Annotated in this window: 19 protein-coding genes and 1 riboswitch; of the genes, 9 read left to right on the forward strand and 10 right to left on the reverse strand. The window is 71.4% G+C overall.

The window, feature by feature from the left end; translation table 11 throughout:
- Nucleotides 1–8: 8 nt before the first annotated feature.
- The 3 genes from B5D60_RS01755 to B5D60_RS01765 are packed head-to-tail and all read right to left on the reverse strand — an operon-like array spanning nt 9 to nt 2,698.
- A complete protein-coding gene (locus B5D60_RS01755; RefSeq protein ID WP_153302832.1) occupies nt 9–851 on the reverse strand; it encodes an ABC transporter permease in 843 nt (280 codons plus the stop codon).
- Nucleotides 844–1,656 carry an ABC transporter ATP-binding protein gene (locus tag B5D60_RS01760; protein WP_078698554.1) on the reverse strand — a complete coding sequence of 271 codons (813 nt, stop codon included), beginning with the start codon at nt 1,654–1,656 and terminating at the stop codon, nt 844–846. The genes B5D60_RS01755 and B5D60_RS01760 overlap by 8 nt, the downstream gene beginning before the upstream one ends.
- Before the next feature lie 10 nt (nt 1,657–1,666).
- Nucleotides 1,667–2,698 carry an ABC transporter substrate-binding protein gene (locus B5D60_RS01765; RefSeq protein WP_078698555.1) on the reverse strand — a complete coding sequence of 344 codons (1,032 nt, stop codon included), beginning with the start codon at nt 2,696–2,698 and terminating at the stop codon, nt 1,667–1,669.
- 148 nt (nt 2,699–2,846) lie between these two features.
- On the opposite strand from B5D60_RS01765, the gene B5D60_RS01770 reads away from it, so the two are divergent.
- Nucleotides 2,847–3,758, forward strand: coding sequence for a LysR family transcriptional regulator (locus tag B5D60_RS01770; RefSeq protein WP_172806227.1), 912 nt, complete (start codon nt 2,847–2,849; stop codon nt 3,756–3,758).
- Here the strand turns inward: B5D60_RS01770 and B5D60_RS01775 are convergent.
- Nucleotides 3,742–4,950 carry a Bcr/CflA family efflux MFS transporter gene (locus tag B5D60_RS01775; RefSeq protein ID WP_078698557.1) on the reverse strand — a complete coding sequence of 403 codons (1,209 nt, stop codon included), beginning with the start codon at nt 4,948–4,950 and terminating at the stop codon, nt 3,742–3,744. The two genes, B5D60_RS01770 and B5D60_RS01775, sit on opposite strands and share 17 nt — an antisense overlap.
- A gap of 165 nt (nt 4,951–5,115) precedes the next feature.
- On the opposite strand from B5D60_RS01775, the gene B5D60_RS01780 reads away from it, so the two are divergent.
- Genes B5D60_RS01780 through B5D60_RS01800 form a run of 5 tightly spaced genes read left to right on the forward strand, consistent with a single transcriptional unit; the run spans nt 5,116 to nt 9,495 of the window.
- Complete coding sequence (locus tag B5D60_RS01780; protein WP_078698558.1) at nt 5,116–6,255, forward strand: LLM class flavin-dependent oxidoreductase; 1,140 nt, start codon at nt 5,116–5,118, stop codon at nt 6,253–6,255.
- On the forward strand, nt 6,252–7,118 hold the full coding sequence (locus B5D60_RS01785) for an ABC transporter permease (RefSeq protein WP_078698559.1): 867 nt from the start codon (nt 6,252–6,254) through the stop codon (nt 7,116–7,118). Before B5D60_RS01780 ends, B5D60_RS01785 begins: the two co-directional genes overlap by 4 nt.
- Nucleotides 7,119–7,120: 2 nt before the next feature.
- Nucleotides 7,121–8,179, forward strand: a complete 1,059-nt coding sequence (locus B5D60_RS01790) for a taurine ABC transporter substrate-binding protein (protein WP_078698560.1) — start codon at nt 7,121–7,123, stop codon at nt 8,177–8,179.
- On the forward strand, nt 8,176–8,964 hold the full coding sequence (locus B5D60_RS01795; protein WP_078698561.1) for an ABC transporter ATP-binding protein: 789 nt from the start codon (nt 8,176–8,178) through the stop codon (nt 8,962–8,964). Before B5D60_RS01790 ends, B5D60_RS01795 begins: the two co-directional genes overlap by 4 nt.
- A gap of 57 nt (nt 8,965–9,021) precedes the next feature.
- A complete protein-coding gene (locus B5D60_RS01800; RefSeq protein WP_078698562.1) occupies nt 9,022–9,495 on the forward strand; it encodes a GNAT family N-acetyltransferase in 474 nt (157 codons plus the stop codon).
- Between the two features lie 27 nt (nt 9,496–9,522).
- Here B5D60_RS01800 and B5D60_RS01805 read toward each other — a convergent pair whose 3' ends face one another.
- From B5D60_RS01805 to B5D60_RS01815, 3 genes are read right to left on the reverse strand one after another with little or no spacing between them, the layout of a single operon-like run.
- A complete protein-coding gene (locus B5D60_RS01805; RefSeq protein ID WP_078698563.1) occupies nt 9,523–9,942 on the reverse strand; it encodes a DUF7144 family membrane protein in 420 nt (139 codons plus the stop codon).
- A gap of 3 nt (nt 9,943–9,945) precedes the next feature.
- The gene (locus B5D60_RS01810; RefSeq protein WP_078701229.1) at nt 9,946–10,755 is read right to left on the reverse strand and encodes a tyrosine-protein phosphatase; all 810 of its coding nucleotides are present in this window, start codon (nt 10,753–10,755) and stop codon (nt 9,946–9,948) included.
- Nucleotides 10,756–10,810: 55 nt separating this feature from the next.
- Nucleotides 10,811–11,188: an SHOCT domain-containing protein gene (locus B5D60_RS01815; RefSeq protein ID WP_078698564.1), complete on the reverse strand. Its 378-nt coding sequence runs from the start codon at nt 11,186–11,188 to the stop codon at nt 10,811–10,813.
- A 148-nt stretch (nt 11,189–11,336) separates the two neighbouring features.
- On the opposite strand from B5D60_RS01815, the gene B5D60_RS01820 reads away from it, so the two are divergent.
- Nucleotides 11,337–12,191 (forward strand): bile acid:sodium symporter family protein, encoded by an 855-nt coding sequence (locus B5D60_RS01820; protein WP_078698565.1) that lies wholly within the window; start codon nt 11,337–11,339, stop codon nt 12,189–12,191.
- Here B5D60_RS01820 and B5D60_RS01825 read toward each other — a convergent pair.
- The 3 genes from B5D60_RS01825 to B5D60_RS01835 all read right to left on the reverse strand — a co-directional run bounded on the left by B5D60_RS01825 (nt 12,183) and on the right by B5D60_RS01835 (nt 17,216).
- Nucleotides 12,183–13,856 (reverse strand): SulP family inorganic anion transporter, encoded by a 1,674-nt coding sequence (locus B5D60_RS01825; protein WP_078698566.1) that lies wholly within the window; start codon nt 13,854–13,856, stop codon nt 12,183–12,185. The two genes, B5D60_RS01820 and B5D60_RS01825, sit on opposite strands and share 9 nt — an antisense overlap.
- Nucleotides 13,857–13,860: 4 nt before the next feature.
- Nucleotides 13,861–15,750: an alkyl/aryl-sulfatase gene (locus tag B5D60_RS01830; RefSeq protein WP_078698567.1), complete on the reverse strand. Its 1,890-nt coding sequence runs from the start codon at nt 15,748–15,750 to the stop codon at nt 13,861–13,863.
- A gap of 116 nt (nt 15,751–15,866) precedes the next feature.
- The gene (locus B5D60_RS01835; RefSeq protein ID WP_078698568.1) at nt 15,867–17,216 is read right to left on the reverse strand and encodes an aminotransferase class V-fold PLP-dependent enzyme; all 1,350 of its coding nucleotides are present in this window, start codon (nt 17,214–17,216) and stop codon (nt 15,867–15,869) included.
- 15 nt (nt 17,217–17,231) lie between these two features.
- Nucleotides 17,232–17,353: riboswitch (SAM riboswitch) on the reverse strand.
- Nucleotides 17,354–17,512: 159 nt separating this feature from the next.
- Between B5D60_RS01835 and B5D60_RS01840 the strand changes: the two genes are divergently transcribed.
- Nucleotides 17,513–18,970: a dicarboxylate/amino acid:cation symporter gene (locus tag B5D60_RS01840; protein ID WP_172806228.1), complete on the forward strand. Its 1,458-nt coding sequence runs from the start codon at nt 17,513–17,515 to the stop codon at nt 18,968–18,970.
- 36 nt (nt 18,971–19,006) lie between these two features.
- Nucleotides 19,007–20,224 (forward strand): fibronectin type III domain-containing protein, encoded by a 1,218-nt coding sequence (locus tag B5D60_RS01845; RefSeq protein WP_078698570.1) that lies wholly within the window; start codon nt 19,007–19,009, stop codon nt 20,222–20,224.
- Nucleotides 20,225–20,254: the final 30 nt, after the last annotated feature.

Consider the following 20,254-nt stretch of genomic DNA (forward strand, 5'->3'; position numbering starts at 1 on the left):
TTCGAAGGTCAGACGGCGCGCCACCGCGAGAAGCGGCGCTCGAGGGCGACGAGTCCGTAGTTGACGGCCACGCCGAGGAGGGAGGTGGTGAGGATGGCGGCGTACATCTTCGGGATCAGGAAGTTGTACTGCGCGTAGTTGATGAGGAAGCCCAGGCCCGCGTTCGCGCCGATCATCTCGGCGGCGATGAGGACCAGGATCGCCGCGGCACCCGAGATCCGGATGCCGGTGAAGATCGTGGGCACGGCGGCGGGGAACGCCACCTTGCGGAACGTCGCGACCGGCGAGAGGCCGAGCACGCGTGCCGACCGCAGCAGCTGGGCGTCCACGCTGGCCACGCCCGCGATCGTCGACAGCAGGATCGGGAAGAAGCACGCGTAGAGCACGATCGCGATCTTCGAGGTCTCCCCCAGGCCCAGCAGGAGGATGAACACGGGCAGGATCGCCAGCGCCGCGGTGTTGCGGAACAGCTCCAGCGACGGCGTGAAGAACTCGCGCACCGGCCGGTACCAGGCGATGGCCGCACCCAGCGGGATGGCCAGGACGATCGCGAGCGAGAAGCCGACGACCGACCGCTTCAGGCTGGCCGAGACGTGCTTCCACAGCTCGCCGTCGAGGACCATCGACCACCACTCCTGCAGCACGACGTGCAGCGGCGGGATGGAGTACGGATCCACCAGGCCCCACCGGGGAGCGAACTCCCAGATCAGGGCGAGCGCCACGAGTCCGGCGGCGCCGCGCGCCACGGCGACCGTGCGGGTCCGGCGCAGTGACGCGCCCTTCGCCCGGGCGGCCTCCTCCTGGCGCGGGTTCGGCCGGGCCTGCGTCTTCTCGGAGAGCAGGTCAGACATGGGCGAGCTCCTTCACGGCGGACCGATCGCGCAGGAGCGACCAGATGTGGTGCCGGTGCGCGGCGAACTCGGGCGTCGCGCGGACGTCCTCGTCCTGGGCGAGCGAGCGATCGAGGTCGACCGTGACGATCTCCTTGATCCGCCCCGGGCGACCGCTCATGACGGCGACCCGCTGGCCCAGGAAGACGGCCTCCTCGATGTCGTGCGTGATGAACACGACGGTGGTGCCGGTGTGCTGCCAGATCCGGACCAGCTCCTCCTGGAGCCGCTCGCGGGTCTGGGCGTCGAGGGCGCCGAACGGCTCGTCCATCAGCAGCACCTGAGGCTGGTAGGACAGGCTGCGCGCGATGGCGACCCGCTGCTTCATGCCACCGGACAGCTCGTGCGGGTAGCGGCCGGCGAACTCGCTCAGCCCGACCAGGTCGAGGTACTCGCGAGCGGTCTCGGCACGCTGCGCCCTGGACAGCCCGCCCTTGGCCTCGAGCGCGAACTCGATGTTCGCCTGGGCGCTGCGCCACGGCAGCAGCGTGTACTGCTGGAACACGACGCTGCGGTCCAGGCCGGGGCCCGTGATGGGGGTCCCGTCGACCGTGATGGAGCCCGAGGTCGGCGCGGAGAGCCCCGAGATCAGGTCGAGCACGGTCGACTTGCCGCAGCCGGACGGCCCGACGAGGGTCAGGAACTCCCCCGCCCGGATGTCCAGGTCGAGCCCGTCGAGCGCGACGAACTCGCGCAGCTTCTTGTCCTCGTCGCCGCGGACCCAGAAGGTCTGGCCGACGTTCCTCAGTTCGATGCGTGAACTCATGGCTGCCTCCTCAGGCGTTCGGGTTGAGCTCGTTGGTGTAGACGTCCTTGACGTCGATGTCCTCGGCGTCGATGTCGCCTCGGCTGTCGAGCCAGTCCACCCAGCGCTGGATGTCCTCGTCCTTGATGACGGGCTTGGCGTCGATGCCGAGCGTGCCGGGGAAGTTGGTCCTGATCGGCTCGATGTAGTCGCCGTAGCCCTCCTCCTCCAAGTACGGGAAGTAGACGTCGAAGACCTCCTGCTTGTCGTGGGTCTCGAGGAACTCGATCGCGGCCGCGACGCCCTCGACGATCTGACGCGAGGTCTTCGGGTTCTTCGCGATGAACTCCTCGCGCAGCGTGATGCCACCGCCGGCGTACGGCTCGCCGACGACGTCGATGTCGCGCACGAGCGTGCGGAGGGCGTACTGCGCCTCGGTCTGCTTCTTGCCGGTGAAGCTCAGGACGGCGGCGTCGACCTTGCCACTGCCGAGTGCCTCGGGCGTGTTGAGCGGGGGCAGCGGGACGAGCGTGATCTTGTCCTGCTCGGCCTTGCTGAGGCCCTCCTGGTCGAACCAGGTGTCGAGCACGGCCTCCTGGTTCGCGCCGAGCGTGTTGACGGCGATCTTCTTGCCGACCAGGTCGCGGGCGGTCCGGATGTCCGACTTCTCCAGGACGGAGACGGAGGAGTTCGTCGTCTCGTTCGAGCCGTAGAACGGGATGACGGCCTTGATGGGCGCGCCCGTGGCGACCAGCTGGGCGATCGCGCCGTAGAACGCGGAGCCGCCGACGTCGGTCTGGTCGGACACGAGTGCCTGCAGGGCCTGCGGGCCACCGGTGATGTCACCGACCCGCTTGAGCGTGAGTCCCTCGAACTCGCCGAGGGCGTCGGCGAGCAGGAAGGCGTCCACCGCCCCGGCGTAGCTCTGGTACCGGATCGTGGTCACCTCCTTCCCGGAGTCCGCGCCGGCGCTGCCACAGGCGCCGAGGCCCATCGCGGCGAGTGCTGCGGCCACGGTGACGACCAGGGTGCGGGTGAAGCGTGGGGATCGGACGTGATTCATGCGGGTGCCTTCTTCTCGTGAGGGACGCTGTTGCGTGACGACGACGCTACGAATCCGGGCACCGGCGACGGCCACGTCTCACGAGGCGGGAGATCACCCGACAGGCGTCGCCGTTCACGTAGCCTCACCGGTCAACGGGGAGGTGAGCATGCGACTGGAGCAGCTCGAATACGTCAGGGCGGTCAGCGAGCAGGGCTCGTTGCGGCGCGCCGGGGAGCACCTGCACGTCTCGCTGCCGGCGCTCAGCGAGGCGGTCACGAAGCTCGAGCGCGAGCTGGGCGTCACGCTGGTCGACCGGCACCGCTCGGGCACGCGGATCAACGGAACCGGCCAGGAGCTCCTCCCCCGCATCCTGGAGGTCCTCGACGCCGCCGACCGCCTGCGCGCGGCCGCCCGCGGCGAGTCGCAGTTCCACCGCCCCACCCGGGTGGGCAGCGTCTACTTCGGCGTGACGTCGATCGTGCTGCCGGCGATGCGCGGTCACGAGCTCGACCACGAGCACACCTCGGTGGACCTGCGCCAGCTGCGCCACGGCGAGGTCCGCGACGGACTGCGCGACGGGTCGCTCGACATCGGGCTGGTGACGCTGCTGCCCGGCGACGACGTGCATCCCGACCTCGTCGCCACCGAGCTCTTCCACGGCCGGCCGATGGCGGTGCTGCCGGGCGACCACCCGTTGGCGCAGGGGTCCACGGTCACGGTCGACGACCTGCGCCAGGAGGTGTTCGTGGGTGCGCGGGCCGGGTACCTCATGCACCGGGTCGCCCACCGGGTCTTCGGTGACTCACCGCCCCTGAAGTGGCACACCGCCGACAGTGCCGACGTCTGCAAGCAGATGGTCTCGTCGGGGATCGGCGTCTCCCTCATGCCGGACTTCACGCTGCTCGACGACCCGCTCGAGACGGGCGGCGCCATCGCGTTCCGGCCCATCGACGACGAGGGCACCGTGATCCGGCTCGCGATCCTGAGGCGACGGGGCGTGCGTCCGACGAAGGCGGCCCAGGACCTGTTCGACCTCCTCGTGCACCACGGCTCCCGCCGGGTCAGCGCGCGAGCCTGAGGCCGAGGCAGAAGACCGCGCCCGCCGCGGTGGCCAGGGTGGTCATCACCACGGCCATCGCGATCTCGGGCCGCGACCCGGCCACCATCCCCGCGAGGGGCGTGACCAGCGCGCTGATGCCGAACATCCAGAAGCCGAGCATCGCCGACCCGGCGCCGCTCAGGCCGCGGGCCTGCGCCATCGCCAGGCCCATCCCGTTGCTCATCACGAGGTTCAGGAAGAACACCTGCGCCATCACCGGCCCGACGAGGAGCACCGGCCACGGGGACGCGGCTGCGGCGATCATCAGCACGCCGCCCGAGACCGCCCCGGCGAAGCCCGCCGCCATCGTGCGGGTGGGACGCACCCCGCGACGCGCCAGGCGTGCCGAGAGCAGGCCGGCGGCCACCATCCCGCAGGCGTTCGCGCCGAAGCTGAGCCCGAACTGCAGCGGCGTGAGACCCAGCACCTCCTGGTAGACGAACGACGAGGTCGCGATGAAGGTCATCACCGCGCCGACCGCCAGGCCGACGGTGGTGGAGTGCACGACGAACGCGCCGCGTCGCATCACCCGCGCGAGGTCGAGGTACGAGAGCCGCCGCGCGCGCCTGGCCGGCGGCAGCGACTCGCGCACGAGCAGCACCGACGCCACCAGCTGCAGCGCCACGAACGCCGCGAAGACGCCCAGCACCCCGCGCCACGGCAGCACCGTGGCGAGCACGCCGCCGAGGACGGGCGCCACCACCGGGACGACGGCGTGGACGGTCATCATCAGGGCCAGCGCCCGCACGCCCTCGAGCCCCTCGGTGAGGTCGGAGATCATCGCGCGGACCACGACCATCCCCGCGGCCGCCGCCAGCGCCTGCACGAAGCGAGCCGTCACGAGCGTCTCGATCGTCGGCGCCAGCACCACCACGAGCGAGGCCATGAGCGTCAGCGCGTTGCTGACCACGAGGGGCCGGCGGCGGCCGTACCGGTCGGACAGCGGACCCCAGATCGGCTGGCCGATCGCGACTCCCGCGATGTACGCCGTCAGGGTCAGCTGCACCATCGCCGGGGTGGTCCGCAGGTCCGCGGCGATCGCCGGGAAGCTCGCCAGGTAGAGATCGATCGCCAGCGGTGAGGCGGCCGCGATGAAGGCGAACAGCGCGAGTCGCCGCGTCGACAGGGTCGCAGGACGCGAGCGCGCGGGAGTCGTGGTCGTCAGGGTCATGTGCGAGTCAGTGCCCGGCCCGGACGATCCATTCCCCTGCGCCGCACGGCATGTCCGCAGGGGTGCGCGGCCTCGCCGCTCACCAGATGGACACCGTCAAAGACGAGTAAGTCTTGCGGTTTACTGGACAACCGCTTCACCTCGTCCCCGACCGAAGGACCTCCCATGACCGCCGCGTCCCTGACCTTCGACTGGTTCCTGCCCACGACCGGCGACAGCCGTGCCCTCGTCGGCGGCGGCCACAGCGTGCCCACCGACCTGGGTCGCGACGGCGGCACCCCCGACACCGCCGGTCGCTACCGCGAGCCCGACCTGCGCTACCTGGCCCACGTCGCCCGCACGGCCGAGGACCTCGGCTTCGACGCCGTGCTCACGCCCACCGGCACGCCGTGCGAGGACGCCTGGGTCGTGGCCTCCGCGCTCATCCCCCAGACCACGCGGCTGAAGTTCCTGGTGGCCCTGCGCCCCGGCCTGATCAGCCCCACGCTGCTGGCCCAGATGGCCTCGACCTTCCAGCGCATCTCGGACAACCGGCTGCTGCTCAACGTGGTGGTCGGCGGAGATCCGTCGGAGCAGCTCCGGTTCGGCGACCGCGTGCAGAAGGACGGTCGCTACGACCGCGCCGCCGAGTTCATCCAGGTCTTCCGCGACGCCTTCACCGAGGCGGGCAGCGACTTCACCGGCGAGTACTACGACGTCACCGACGCGCGGACGCGGCAGCCCGGCGTCGTGCCCGAGATCTACCTCGGAGGGTCGTCCGCCGCGGCCGGACCCGTGACCGCGGCCCACACCGACGTCTACCTGACCTGGGGCGAGCCGCCCGAGGCCGTGGCCCAGAAGGTGGAGTGGATCCGCAAGCTCGCCGAGGACGAGGGGCGCAAGGTCCGCTTCGGGGTGCGGCTGCACTCGATCACCCGCGACCGGTCCGAGGACGCCTGGCAGGTGGCGAACGACATGCTCGCCGGGCTCGATCCCGCCGCTGTCGCGAAGGCGCAGGAGACGCTCGCCGCGAGCGAGTCCGAGGGCCAGCGCCGCATGCGCGAACTGCACGGCGGCACGTTCGACCGCGGCGACGCGCACTCGCTCGAGGTGCACCCCGGCCTGTGGGCGGGGGTGGGCCTCATGCGCAGCGGCGCCGGCACGGCACTGGTCGGCAGCCACACCGAGGCGGCCGACCTGATCGAGCAGTACGCCGCCGTGGGGATCGAGGAGTTCGTGATGTCGGGCTACCCGCACGTCGAGGAGGCCTACTGGTTCGCCGAGGGCGTCCTGCCGATCTTGCGCCGTCGCGGACTCGTGACGTGAGCACCGCCACCGCCACCGCCACCGCCGCGCCGCGCACCCGCCCGGCGCGGCGCCCCTCCCGCGTCCGCCGCTGGTGGCCGCACGCAGCCACGCTCGCCGTGCTGCTGCTCGTGTGGTCCGTCGTGGCGGCGTCCGACGTGGTCTCCCCGAGCTACCTCACCCCGAGCCCGCGGGAGGTCTGGGACGCCTTCGTCCGGGCGAACACGAACCACCCGATCGGCGGTGGCGTCGACCGGGTGGTGCGCGGCGAGGAGGGCTACTTCCTCTGGGAGCACCTGCTGGTGAGCCTCCAGCGCATCGGCGCGGGTCTCGCCGCGGCGATCGTCGTGGGCATCCCGCTCGGGCTGTTCATGGGCACGGTCGACTGGGCGGGCACCCTGCTCGGCCCCTACGTCGACTTCCTGCGCTCGATCCCGCCGCTGGCCTACATCGGCTTCCTCGTCGCCTGGTTCGGGATCTACGACGCCTCGAAGATCTGGCTGCTGTTCCTCGCCTCGTTCCCACCCATCGCCCTGGCCACGGTCAACGGCGTGCGCGGGGTGCGCGAGGACCAGCTGCACGCGATCCGCACGCTCGGCGCCACCCGGCGCCAGACGGTCACCACGGTGCTGCTGCCGGCCACCCTCCCCGACATCCTCAGCGGCGTGCGCGTCGCCGTGGGGTTCGCGTGGACCACGGTCGTCGCAGCCGAGCTGGTGAACGGGATCCCGGGCATCGGGGGCCTGGCCTACCTCTCGGGAACGCAGAACAAGATCGCCCTGTCGGTCGCCTGCATCATCGTCATCGGCCTCACCGCGATCGCCCTTGACGCACTCATCCGCACCATCGAGAAAGCACTCGTCCCGTGGCGAGGGAAGGACTGACCATGCACGTCCCCCTGAAGATCCTCGCGGCCTCCGCCGCGACCGTGCTGACCCTGGCGCTCGGCGCCTGCGGAGTCGGAGGCGACGAGGCCGAGGCCTCCGCCGGCGACTGCCCGTTCGAGGCCAACGAGGACTTCACCGGCACCCTCCGCCTGGGCTACCAGAAGATCCCGAACGGCGACGTGATCGTGAAGGACCAGCGGGTGCTCGAGAACTGCCTGCCGAACGCCACCGTGAAGTGGAGCAACTTCGCCTCCGGCGGCGACGTCGTCCAGGCCTTCGGCGGCGGCAGCCTCGACATCGGCCTGGCGGGCTCCTCCCCCAGCACCAAGGCGCTCTCGGCGCCGCTCAACCTGCCGGTCTCGGTGGTGTGGATCCACGACGTCATCGGCACGGCCGAGTCGCTCATCGTGCGCGACGGCGTGGACGCCACCGACATCGCCGGCCTCAAGGGCAGGACCATTGCCACGCCCTTCGGCTCCACGGCGCACTTCTCGCTGCTGCAGGCGATCGCCGACGCCGGTGAGGACGCGAAGGACTACAAGCTGATCAACTCCGAGCCCGAGCAGATCGCTCCCGCCTGGGGCCGTGGCGACATCGACGCGGCGTGGATCTGGGACCCGACGCTGAGCGAGCTGCGCCAGCAGGGCGGCGAGGTGATCCTCTCCAGCGAGGACACCGCGAAGGCCGGCAAGCCCACGTTCGACCTCGCCATCGCCGACAACGCGTTCGTCGAGGCCAACCCGGAGGTGCTCGAGGTCTGGGCGAGGGCGCAGGACTACGCGGTCAAGCAGATCAAGGACGAGCCGGAGAAGGCGGCCGAGAGCGTCGCGGTCGAGGTGGGCGTCTCCACCGAGGAGGCCCAGCAGCTGTTCGAGGGCTTCGTGTTCCTCGACGCGGCCGAGCAGGCGGAGCCGGACTACCTGGGCGGCAAGCTCGGAGCCGACCTGTTCAGCACGGCGAAGTTCCTGTTGACGCAGGACGGCATCTCGAAGGTCGAGGACGAGTCGGTCTACACGGGCGGCGTGAACCCGGCGCCCGCGGAGGCCGCCGCGTCATGACCGTCGACACCGTGCGGCACGACCTCGCGGTCGCCGTCGCGGGCCTGGACCACCGGTTCAGCGCCCGCGACGGCGAGGTGCACGCCCTCGCCGGGATCGACCTGGTGATCGAGCCCGGCGCGTTCGTGACCCTCGCGGGGCCGTCCGGCTGCGGCAAGACGACCCTGCTGCGGCTCGTGGCGGGATTCGAGTCGCCCACCGGCGGGTCGATCACGGTGGGCGGCCGCCCGGTCTCGGGGCCGGGCGCCGAGCGCGGCGTCGTCTTCCAGCGGCCCACGCTCTACCCCTGGCTCGACGTGCGGGCGAACGTGGCACTCGGGCCGAGGCTGCGGGGTGCCTCGAAGACCGAGCGCCTGGCGATCGCCGACCGCTACCTCGAGCTCGTGGGTCTCGGCGACGCCGCTGGCCTGCGCCCCTACGAGCTCTCGGGTGGCATGCAGCAGCGCGCCCAGATCGCGCGGGTGCTGGCCAACGATCCCGAGATCGTGCTGATGGACGAGCCGTTCGGCGCCCTCGACGCGCTCACGCGCGAGCGCCTGCAGGACGAGCTGCTCACGATCTGGCGCGAGACCGGCAAGACGATCCTGTTCATCACGCACGACGTCGAGGAGGCCGTCTTCCTCGGCACGCGGGTGCTCGTGATGAGCCCGCGCCCGGGGCGCGTCGTGCTCGACGAGTCCGCGCGCTTCTCCACCGCCGAGCACCAGGTCGCGCCGGAGGAGCTGCGCGCCCTGCCCGAGTTCGCCGCCCTCGCCGCGCGGGTGCGGGAGGCCATCCGCCACTGACGCCCGGTGCCAGATCCGTGCGTCGGGGGTTCGTGTGCGCCCTGCCAGACTCGGGACATGGACACCCTCACGCTGGACGGTCAGGTCTTCGAGCTCGCGCGGGCCACCGAGGCGGACGTGCCGGCGATCGTCGGGCTGCTGACGGACGACGCCATCGGGGCCGGGCGCGAGTCGGCGGACCTCGCGCCGTACGTCGAGGCGTTCCACGAGATCGACCGCGACGACGCGCACCTCCTGCTGGCGGCACGCGACGAGGCCGGGACCGTCGTCGCCACGATGCAGCTGACGATCATCCCGGGACTGTCTCGCGGCGGCACGAAGCGGCTGCTGATCGAGGGCGTCCGCGTCGCGTCGTCGACGCGCGGCTCAGGTCTCGGGACGGCGCTCTTCGCCCGGGCCCACGCGTGGGGCGTGGAGCGCGGCGCCACGCTCGCCCAGCTCACGTCGGACAAGCGTCGCGCCGACGCCCACCACTTCTACGAGACCCTCGGGTACGAGGCCAGCCACGAGGGCTTCAAGCTGCCGCTCTGACCACCTGCCGGGCACTGACCCCCGGCGTCAGGTGCGGTCGCGAGCGTTCATCTGGGTCACCGTGGCCCACATGACCACGACGTTGAAGACGATGATGATGACCGACCACCACGGGTAGTAGGGCATCCACGCGAAGGACACGATCGCGCCGATCGCCGCGAGCCCGGCGCCGGTCAGGACGGCCCAGGCCTTGCCCAGCAGCAGGCACACGCCGACGGCGATCGCGAGGCCGCCGATGACGAGGTGGATCCACCCCCAGCCCGTGAGGCTCAGCTGGTAGACGTACTCCTGCCCGGCCACGTAGAGGTCGTCCTTCGCCAGGGCCGAGATCGCGGCCAGGACCTGGAACACGCCGACCGTCGCCAGCATCGCGCCTGCGAAGGCGAGCACGCCCGAAGAGATCGCGTTCTCCCGCTCGGTGGGCTTGGGGGCTTGGTAGTCGCTCATCCTTCACTCCTTCGGTTGTCCATCGATCAATCCCGTCCGCAGCGCGTCGAGCGCGGACCCGGCGACGCCGAGCCCGTTGCGGACGTAGTCCTCGACCGAGTCATGCTCGGTGCGCAGCTGGGCCAGCGCGGCGTCCAGGTACTCCCCCCGGACTCCCAGGACCGGCAGCAGCAGTTCCGGATCGCCGCCCCGACCGGCGAAGTCGTCGAGCATCGGCTGCAGGGCGGGGAGCAGGTCGTCGTTCGTGCGCAGGTAGTCCGCGCGCACGTGCTCCTCGTCGACCCCCAGCAGCAGGAGCAGCACGGCCGCGGCCCAGCCCGTGCGGTCCTTGCCCGTCGTGCAGTGGAACAGGGCAGGCCGCCTCGCGCCGTCGGCGAGCCGGGTGAAGAGCTCTCCGTAGGCGTGGCGAGCGGAGTCCAGCCGGACGATGTCGCGGTAGGCCTCTGCCAGCAGGTCGGTCGCGCGACCGTCGGCGAGGACTGCGCTGATCGCAACCGGGTCGCCCAGGAGCTCGTCGATGGACGCCGCCGCGTTCTGGCTGCTGTCGGCGAGCACGTCGAGCGCCACGGCGTCGACCCCGATCGGCAGCACGTCGGGGTGCAGGTCGCGCTCGGCGACCGTCCTGAGGTCGTAGACCGCGCGAAGTCCCAGGCCCGTCACCACGGTCAGGTCCTCAGGCGTGACCCGTCCCAGTCCGGCCGACCGGTAGACCTCACCGCGACGCACCGTGCCCCCGCCGCGGACGGGCCAGCCGCCGAGATCGCGAAGGTTCGGCGCGGACGCCAGCCGGCTCGGATCGCTCCGGCTGGTCATCGGGGCCCGGTCGTGGCTCATCACGATCCGGCCCGCAGGTCGCGACGCTCGGCTTTCAGGCCAGCGCCTTCGCCTTGAGCACGTCGAACTCCTCCTGGCTGATCGCGCCGGAGTCGAGCAGCTGCTTGGCCGAGGTGATCTGGTCCGCGGGCGACGTCGACGCCACCGTACGTATGTAGGCGTCGGTCTCGGCACGGGCCTGGTTCATCTCGGCGGCCGAGCGACGGGCCATGCCGCCGCCGCGCGCGATCAGGTAGACCAGGGCCGCGAGCGCGGGCACGAGGATGAGGAAGAAGACCCAGATCGCCTTCCACCACCCCGACAGCTCGTTGTCGCGGAACAGATCGATGATGACGTGGAACAAGACGATCAGGTAGCCCATGAAGAGGAAGATCGACACGGTCCACCAGAAGAACTCCCAGAAACTGTCCATGGACCGACTCTGGCACCTTGGCACTCCCCCCGTAATCACTCAGCGTGGGTGAGTCCTCGGATCATCTCGTCCGGGTGGTGCGCGTCGGGTCCTGCCGGTCCAACCTGTCCCAAGACGGCCAAGACGGCCGAGACGAAGGAGAGCGCCCATGGCCGACGTGCTGACCGTGATCACCCAGGTCGGGATCCTGACCTTCGTGGTGGCGGGCATGGCCGGGCTCGGGCTCGGCCTCACGATGCAGCAGGTCCTGACGCCGCTGAAGGACCCTCGCCTGGTGGTCGGTGCGCTTGCCGCGAACTTCGTGGTGGTCCCGCTCGTCGCGATCGTCGCGGCGCGCGCTCTGCCGATGGACGACGCGACGAGCGCGGCGATCATCCTCGTGGGGTGCTGTGCCGGCGCCCCGTTCCTGCCGACCCTGGCCAAGCTGGCGCACGGCAGCCAGCCACTCGCGGTCGGTGTGATGGTCCTGCTGATGGTCGTGACCGTGGCGTTCGCCCCGGTGGTCGTGCCACTGGCGGTCGAGGGCGCCACCGTCTCCGCGGGGGACATCGCCCAGTCGCTCATCCTGTTCATGCTGGTCCCGCTCGGCCTGGGACTCGTGGTCAGGGCGCGCTACGCCGGCTTCGCGGGCGACGTCGTCGGCGGCTTCACGCAGGCCTCGACCGTGGGCCTTGCGGTCGGCATCGTGTCGGGGCTGCTCGTGACGTGGCGCGAGGTCTTCGCGTCGATCGGCTCGTGGATCTTCGTCGGGACCGTCGTCGTGATCGTGGCCGGGCTGGTGGCCGGCTGGGCCGGTGGGCTCGGCCGGGAGTCCGGGGACCGGCTCGTCCTGGGTCTCGGTGCGGCACAGCGGAACATCTCCGCCGCGCTCGTGATCGCCGCGTCGCTCGGCCCGGACGTCGTCGTCACGACACTGGTCGCCGCACTCGTCCTACCGATCCTGCTGATCGTGCTGGCCGGCGAACTGGGCAAGCGGCGCGGCGCCGAGTCCGACTCAGCCTGACGCCGCCCGTCGAGCGTCGACCCAGGCCTGCGCCTCCTCGTGGGCCCGGTCGAGGGCTTGGAAGAACACGTCGGTGCGCTCCACGAGGTTCTCCGGACCCAGCGCGGCGGCCACCCCGGTGCGCTCGACCACCCGCCTGAGGCCCGGATCCATCCCCACGACCATGAGCCGGCAGTGGTGCTCGGCCAGCTTCGTGGCGCGGTTCTCGATCGCCTTGAGGAAGGTCGACGACGGCACGTCCGGCAGCGTGCGGACGTGGAAGATGACCACGGCGTCGTGCGTGTCGGCCAGGGATGGCCAGGACTCGTCGAGCCGGTTGACCTCGGCGAACAGACTCACACCCTCGTAGTGCAGGACCGTGACCGAGTACGGCGCGAGCACCTCGGGGACGTCCTCGGTCCGCCAGTGCCCGTCGTCGTCGCGCACGAGTGCGCGGATCCGGGCCTGCTGCTGGGCGCGCACGCAGAACAGCAGCATCGAGATGCCTGCCCCGAGCAGGATCGCCTGCTGCAGCGGCAGCTCCGTCGTGGCCAGGAAGGTGGCGACCATGGCCACGGCGGGCAGGACGCCCGTGCGCAGCACGAGCTTGATGTCCGGGAGCCTGCCCACGATCAGCTCGGCGCCGATGACGATGATCAGGCCGCCGATGACGGGCATCGGGATCAGCTCGGCCGTGCTGCCGGCGACCAGCACGATCGCGGCGAGGAAGATGCCGGCGAAGATCCCGGCCCAGCGCGTCTGCGCCCCGGCGCTGGTCGCGACACCGGTGCGCGAGAGCGAACCGCCCGTCGGGAGTGCCTGGAAGAAGCCGCCGGCGAGATTCGCCACGCCCTGGGCCGTGAAGTCGCCGGACACGCTGGTGCGCGAGCCGTCCGGGTTCGGGACCGCCGCGCCGATGCCGGCGGCCTGCGCCAGCGCGACGAGCGCCACGGCCACCGCCCCGACCAGCAGGTCCGGGATCGCCGACCAGTCGGGCATGACGGGAGCCGGCAGGGCGTTCGGAATGGCCCCGATGTCACCGACCTGCTCCACGTCCGCCCCCACGACGACCACCGCGACGGTGGCCACCACCAGCGCGATGAGGATCGCGAACGGCTCGAGCCGCCGCACCGCGTGCGCCAGCGCCCAGGCGATCACCGTGCCGACGGCGACCGCGACGGCGACCGGGTCCCACTGACCGACGTGGGTGGCCGCGTCGACGAACTTGGCGAGCGTGTTGTGCCGATCGGTCTCGTAGTCCGTCGCGTCCCCGATCACCCCCGCGATGATCTGCACGGCGATGCCCGTCGTGAAGCCCGTCATCACCGCGTTGGACACGAAGCTCATGAGCGAGCCCATCCGCAGCAGCCCGAACACGACCATGATGACGCCGACGAGCACCGTCAGCATCGCCACATTGCCGATGTCGTCGGCCTTCAGCCCCGCCTCGGACAGGACGCTCTGCGAGGTCAGCGCGATCGCCGAGGTCAGCGTCGTGACCATGAGCACCGTGCGGTTGAACACCGCGCCGACCGCGGTCGACACCATGCCCGAGTACAGGCCCAGCAGCGGGTTGAACCCGCCGATGCTGGCGTAGGCCATCCCCTCGGGGATGCTGAAGAGCCCCGTCACGAATCCCGAGACGGCGTCCTGTCGGGTGGGCCTGCCCAGCTTCGACGGGTTCACGGTGTCACGGGGTGACGATGGCGAAGTTCTTGTCCCCCGGATCGAGGACCGAGGTCAGCGTGCCGAGAGCGCTCGCGTCACCGCTGATCTCGATCCCGGCGGCCGCCAGACCGGCCGCGTCGAGCCCGCCCGCGAGCGCGGGGAGTGCGCGACGCGTGGCCGTGATCGTGGCGTCGGGATCACCTTTCTGGGGCCGGGCACTGTAGGTGAGGACGCCGTTCGCGAGCCACAGCCGGTACCGCTGGTCGGCGTCCGTCAGCACGACGTCGATCGAGAGCTTCGCGTCCCACGCACGAGGTCCGTTGACCTGGATCGCGATCGCGTCGAACAGCATCTCCGGCGTGAGCTGACCGAGGACGTCGGGCGCGTTGGTCTCCGTGGGCGTTCCGAACTGGCCGTCGCGCAGCTCCACGGCGCCGGAGAGGTAGAAGTCGCGCCACGTGCCGTTCTCGGAGCCGTATCCGAGCTGCTCGTAGGTGTCGGCGAGCACCTCCCGGGCTCCCGCGTGCTCCGGCTCGGCGAACACGGCGTGATTGCCGATCTCCGCGGCCCAGCGGTAGTCGCCCTCGGCGAACGCCTCCTCGGCCGCGGCGACGATCGCGTCGATGCCGCCGGCGAGCCTGACGTAGCGCTTCGCACGCTCGACCGGGACGTGCTCCCACAGGTGCGCCGGGTTGCCGTCGAACCAGCCCAGGTAGCGCTGGTAGATCGCCTTCACGTTGTGGCTCACGGAGCCGTAGTAGCCGCGCGCGTGCCAAGCGTTCTCCAGCGCCGGCGGCAGCTCGATCGCCTCAGCGATCTCCGGGCCGACCATGCCCTGGTTCAGCATCCGCAGGGTCTGGTCGTGCAGGTACCCGTACAGGTCGCGCTGCGCGGTGAGGAACTCCACCACCCGGTCGTTCCCCCACGTCGGCCAGTGGTGGGACGCGAAGACGACGTCGGTGTCGGCGGCGAAGAGGTCGATCGCCTCCGTCAGGTAGCCGGACCACTCGTGCGGGTCGCGCACCACCGCACCGCGGAGCGTCAGGATGTTGTGCAGCGTGTGGGTCGCGTTCTCCGCGGCGCACAGCGCCCTGAACTCGGGGAAGTAGAAGTGCATCTCCGCTGGCGCCTCGGAGCCGGGAGCCATCTGGAAGATGATCCGCACCCCGTCGACGACCTCCTCCTGGCCGGTCGTGGTGATGTCGAGGGTCGGGGGAATCAGCGTGACGGTGCCGGTCGACGTCGTCTGTCCGAGCCCGGCGCCCACCTGTCCGCGAGGCCCGCGCGCCAGCGCCGCGCCGTACATGTAGCCCGCGCGACGACCCATCGCCGGGCCGGCGTAGACGTTCTCGGCGACCGCGTGCTCGAGGAATCCCTCGGGCGCCAGGATCGGCACCTGTCCGGACGTCACGTCGGCCTCGTCGACCACGCCGCGGACGCCTCCGAAGTGGTCGACGTGGCAATGCGTGTAGATCACCGCCGTGACGCGACGGTCCCCGCGGTGCTCGCGGTACAGCGCGATGGCGGCAGCGGCCGTCTCCTGCGAAATCAGCGGGTCGATGACGATGACGCCCGTGTCACCCTCGACGAACGTGACGTTCGACAGGTCGAACCCGCGCACCTGGTAGATCCCCTCGACGACCTCGAAGAGTCCCTGGCGGGCCACGAGGGTCGACTGACGCCACAGGCTGGGGTTGACGCTGTCAGGGGCCTCACCCCCGACGAAGTCGTAGGTGTCTCCGTCCCAGACGACGTCGCCGGCGGCGTTGCGGATCGCGCCCGGCTCGAGCCGCGCGATGAGTCCGCGCTCGGCGTCCTCGAAGTCACGGGTGTCGGAGAAGGGGAGCCGCTCGAGCACGTCGCGCTGCTGGTCGACGATCGTGGGCTCGGGATCCTTCGGCGTCGTCGCCATGATGCGTGGTCCTCTCGGTCTCGACAGGGGACGAAGATGTCCGCCCCTCCATCGTGGATCGGACGCGCCCGGCTCGCATCATTCCGTCGGGATGAGGCGCTTCTGCGCCCCGCCCGTCAGACCCCGACCGGCGCGCAGGCGGCGGCAGTGGCGACGAGCCGGTCGACGTCGAGCGAGGCCGGCGTGGGCCGCGGGTCGTTCGCGACGACCCAGACGCCCGCCTCACGGCGGTACTCGGCGGACCGCTCCCCCGAGACCCAGGCGCGCACTCCGTCCAGCAGGCGCTCGACGTCCTCGGCCTGACTGCCGACGCCGACGCTCGCACGGATCGCGCCCTCGCCCCAGCCGAGGCGGTCGAGCAGCGGGTGGGCGCAGAAGCGGCCGTCGCGGACGGACACGCCGTGCTCGGCGGCCAGGAACGCCGCGAGCAGCCCGGGATCCACCCCCTCGACGCGGAAGGTGACGACACCGATCGGCTCGGCCGAGTCCGTCCAGATGCGCGCCACCTCGGCGCCGGGCACGTCGGCCAGCCCCTCCACGAGCCTCGACCGGAGCGCGGACTCGTGCGCGGCGACCCGCTCGGGCGGCAGCGACGAGAGCGCCTCGGCCGCGGACGCGAGCGCGACCGCGCCGATGAGGTTCGGGGTGCCCGCCTCGTGCCGCGCCGGGCCGTCGGTCCACTCGACCTCGTCCTCGGTGATCCGACGGACGGCACCGCCACCCGCCAGGTAGGGCTCGACTCCCTCGAGCCAGTCGCCGCGTCCCACGAGCGCCCCGGCGCCGAACGGCGCGTGCAGCTTGTGGCCGGAGAAGGCGACGTAGTCGACCCCCGACTCCGCCAGCGAGAGCCCACGATGGGCCAACAGCTGGGCGCCGTCGACGAAGACCCGCGCGCCGTACCGGTGGGCGAGGTCGACGAGCGCGTCGAGCGGAAGGGACTCGCCGGTCACGTTCGACGCCCCGGTCACCGCCACGAGGGCAACTTGCCGGCTCGAGAGCGCGGACGCCAGCGCCTTCAGCGAGGCGGCCACCGTGGGCTGGACGCCGATCACCTCGCACCCACCGAGGCTGCGGCGCCACGGCAGCAGGTTCGCGTGGTGCTCCACGTCGAGCACCAGCACGCGCCCGGGCACCGCCCCGGCCAGCAGGTTGGTCGCGTCCGTGGTGTTGCGGGTGAAGATCGTGACGTCCCCGGACCGCTCTCCGACGAAGGCGCCGACCGCGCGGCGCGCCTGCTCGTACAGCGCGGTCGACACCTGCGAGGCGTAGCCGGCGCCGCGGTGGACGCTGGCGTACCAGGGCAGGACGGCGTTGACGCGCTCGGCGACCGAGACGAGCGCCGGCGCGCTGGCGGCGCCGTCGAGGTTGACGTGACGCACCACGCGCCCGTCGACGAGCGGGACCGTGACGTCGGCGCCCACCAGGGGCAGCAGCGGACAGTCGACGTGGGACAGGGAAGACGACATGGAGGACCTCCGGGAGACTCGCGCTTGCCCAGGCCGGTCGGCCGGGGCCCGGTCGTCACCCGGAGCACCCCACCGCGAGGAGGGTTGCCGACCAGCAAGCCGGGGCTGTGCGTCGAGACGCGCTGGCACTCGTGACCGTGGGCAGGAGCCTGCCAGCGCTGCTCGGCTACCACGGCATATCTCAACATGCGGACGCTGTCTCTCATTCTGAGATGCGTCGGAGACGGCGCGGCGGACCGACAGGATCAGCCTCAGCGCTCGGGATCCGACCCGCGCCGATCTCGAGGAGGAGCCACGTGGACACGTGGAACCTGGTGGCCCTGGCCGTGACGTTCGGCCTGTTCGCGGGTGTGTGGGTCCTGGGACGCATCGGCGTCAACTTCGCCGTGCTCACGATCGGCGCGCTGGTCGTCGGCGCCGCCGTCGGGGTCGTGTTCCGCGACCACGTCGACTACCTCGCGCCGATCGGCCGGATCTACATCAACCTGCTGCTCGCCATCGTGGCGCCGCTGGTGATCGTCTCGATCCTGTCCAGCGTCACGTCGCTGGGATCGACCGCGAAGCTGCGCACGATCGGCGTCTCCTCGACGCTGTGGCTGCTCGGGACGAACCTCATCGCGATCCTGCTCACGCTCGGCCTGACCCTCGAGCTGGGGATCGGCAGGAACGCCGACCTGGAGACCGCGGGCGTCGACACGCGGTCGCTCGACGAGATCCAGAAGCCGTTCGCCGAGGTCTTCATCGGCTTCTTCCCGACGAACATCGTCAAGGACGTGTCGGAGAACAACATCATCCCGATCATCGTCTTCACGCTGCTGATCGCGGTGGCGACCGCGCTGGTGGCCGAGCGCTCGCCCCAGAAGGTGGCGCCCTTCCTGAGCCTCGTCGAGGCCGGCCGCGTGATCATCTACCGGGCCGTCGGCTTCGTCATCGCCCTGACGCCCTACGCCGTGCTCGTGCTGACCGCCGGCGCCGCCTCCTCGGCCGTCGGCAGGCGCGACCAGCTGCTGTCGCTGCTGAGCCTGCTCATCGTCGGCTACGTCGCCTGCTTCGCCCACACGTTCGTCGTCAACGCCGTGATCCTGCGCTCCGCGGCCCACGTGAGCCCGCTGGCGTTCTTCCGCAAGATCTTCCCGGCGCAGAGCACCGCGTTCACCACCCAGAGCAGCGCGGGCACGCTGCCCGTCACCACCATGGTCCTCACCCAGCGCGTGGGCGTGCCGTCCGACATCGCGGGCTTCACCGCGCCGCTCGGCACCACCATCGGGATGCCCGGCTGCGCGGGGATCTGGCCCGTGATGCTGGCCGTGTACGCCGTCAACGGGCTGGGCCTGAGCTACGGCCTGGCCGACTACGCGCTGCTCGTGGTGCTGTGCCTCGTGGTGTCGATCGGCACTGCCGGAGTGCCCGGGACGGCCACGATCGTCGCGACCACCGTGCTGGCCGCCGCCGGGCTCCCGCTCGAGGTCGTCATCCTCACGCTGCCCATCAGCGCGATCGTCGACATGGCTCGCACCATGACGAACGTGACGGCCGCGGCGGTCGTCACCACCGTCGTCGCCCGCCGGGCCGGCCGCCTCGACGACGACGTCTTCGCCGGTCGCAAGCAGGCCGTCGTCCCCCACGAGGCCTCGGCGCGCGAGCGCCTCGACGCCGCCCTGGGCGACGTCACCGTCCCGTCGGGGGTGCCGGTCGGCGCCTGCTCGATCGACGACCGCCCCACCGAACCGCGCCGATCCCTCGGCGCCCGCTGACCACCCGACCCACACCTCTTCCGAAGGAGTCCCCCCGTGACCACCACCCAGCGCCGTCTCCCCCGGCCCCTGCACCTGCTCCTGGCGTTCCTGCTCGGCACCACGATCCTGCTGTCGGGTCAGGGCCTGTTCGTGCCCGCGTCGGCCGCGAGCATCACGTGGGTCGACGGCGGTGACGACCAGCCGTGCCTCAACGACGACAACGGCCGGGCCCTCGACGCCCTGCCCAGCGACCAGTGGTGCACCCCGATCAACGGCTGCTACCAGGACGACGACGGCAAGTACGTCCTCCCCAGCCGCAAGACCGGCATCTGGCAGGGCAACCCGAAGGACGTGAAGTACGCCGACGAGATCAAGGCGGAGCCGGCGCCGAAGCCGACGGCCAAGCCCACGACGAAGCCGACCACCAAGCCGGCCACGAAGCCCACCGCGAAGCCGACGACGAAGCCCACGGACAAGACCACGGGGACGGGCGCTCCCGCGGCGGGCGCCGACGAGCTCGGGGTCGACGAGAACGAGGTCGTCGCCGAGGGCGCTCCCTCCGCCCCGGCCGCGCCGGTGCTGAAGGTCGACGGCAAGGACGTCACCGTGACCTGGCAGCCCAGCCCCGACGCCGAGCTGGAGAGTGTCACCGGCTACGTGCTGCGCTTCAGCGGCGCCGACCCGGTCCAGCTGGACGCCACCACCACGACGCACACGTTCACCGACCAGCCCGACGGCACCTACCGCGCCGCGGTGCGCGCCGTGAACGAGACCGGCGAGTCGCCTTCCTCGCCCCCGTCCGAGATCGCCACGGTCGGCGCTCCGGTCACCGAGGTCGTCGGCACCGTCGCCGTGACCGGTGACCTCGAGCCCGGCGCCGCCGTCACGATCACCGGCACGGGCTTCGCCACCGACGTGCCCGAGCTGACGATCGAGCTGCACTCCACCCCGGTCGTCCTGGGCACCGTCGCGACGGATGCGAAGGGCTCCTTCACGACGGCCGTCACGATCCCCGAGACCGTCGAGGCGGGCGACCACTCGCTCGTCGTGCTCTTCGAGGGGACCGAGATCACCAGCACCCCGGTCGAGGTCGGTGGCGGCGAGATCGTCGCGGCCGCCGCGGTCGACGAGGTCGTCGAGACCGTTCCTCCGCACACCGGCCTGGCCCTGCTGGTGGCGCTGGCGCTGGCCGGCGGGCTCTCCCTGTTCTGGCACGTCCTGACGGGCCGGCGCCGCGCCGCCCGCAGCCGGCTGGCGGGGGTGGTCGCCTGAGCACGGCGCCTCCCAGGAACGGGACGGCTG

This window comes from Aeromicrobium choanae (assembly GCF_900167475.1).
Classification (GTDB): Bacteria; Actinomycetota; Actinomycetes; order Propionibacteriales; family Nocardioidaceae; genus Aeromicrobium; species Aeromicrobium choanae.

Excerpts from the sequence above, each read along its gene's own strand:
- B5D60_RS01755 (WP_153302832.1), bottom strand. The coding sequence starts at position 851 with ATGTCTGACCTGCTCTCCGAGAAGACGCAGGCCCGGCCGAACCCGCGC.
- B5D60_RS01760 (WP_078698554.1), bottom strand. The coding sequence starts at position 1,656 with ATGAGTTCACGCATCGAACTGAGGAACGTCGGCCAGACCTTCTGGGTC.
- B5D60_RS01765 (WP_078698555.1), bottom strand. The coding sequence starts at position 2,698 with ATGAATCACGTCCGATCCCCACGCTTCACCCGCACCCTGGTCGTCACC.
- B5D60_RS01770 (WP_172806227.1), top strand. The coding sequence starts at position 2,847 with ATGCGACTGGAGCAGCTCGAATACGTCAGGGCGGTCAGCGAGCAGGGC.
- B5D60_RS01775 (WP_078698557.1), bottom strand. The coding sequence starts at position 4,950 with ATGACCCTGACGACCACGACTCCCGCGCGCTCGCGTCCTGCGACCCTG.
- B5D60_RS01780 (WP_078698558.1), top strand. The coding sequence starts at position 5,116 with ATGACCGCCGCGTCCCTGACCTTCGACTGGTTCCTGCCCACGACCGGC.
- B5D60_RS01790 (WP_078698560.1), top strand. The coding sequence starts at position 7,121 with ATGCACGTCCCCCTGAAGATCCTCGCGGCCTCCGCCGCGACCGTGCTG.
- B5D60_RS01795 (WP_078698561.1), top strand. The coding sequence starts at position 8,176 with ATGACCGTCGACACCGTGCGGCACGACCTCGCGGTCGCCGTCGCGGGC.
- B5D60_RS01800 (WP_078698562.1), top strand. The coding sequence starts at position 9,022 with ATGGACACCCTCACGCTGGACGGTCAGGTCTTCGAGCTCGCGCGGGCC.
- B5D60_RS01805 (WP_078698563.1), bottom strand. The coding sequence starts at position 9,942 with ATGAGCGACTACCAAGCCCCCAAGCCCACCGAGCGGGAGAACGCGATC.
- B5D60_RS01810 (WP_078701229.1), bottom strand. The coding sequence starts at position 10,755 with ATGACCAGCCGGAGCGATCCGAGCCGGCTGGCGTCCGCGCCGAACCTT.
- B5D60_RS01815 (WP_078698564.1), bottom strand. The coding sequence starts at position 11,188 with ATGGACAGTTTCTGGGAGTTCTTCTGGTGGACCGTGTCGATCTTCCTC.
- B5D60_RS01820 (WP_078698565.1), top strand. The coding sequence starts at position 11,337 with ATGGCCGACGTGCTGACCGTGATCACCCAGGTCGGGATCCTGACCTTC.
- B5D60_RS01830 (WP_078698567.1), bottom strand. The coding sequence starts at position 15,750 with ATGGCGACGACGCCGAAGGATCCCGAGCCCACGATCGTCGACCAGCAG.
- B5D60_RS01835 (WP_078698568.1), bottom strand. The coding sequence starts at position 17,216 with ATGTCGTCTTCCCTGTCCCACGTCGACTGTCCGCTGCTGCCCCTGGTG.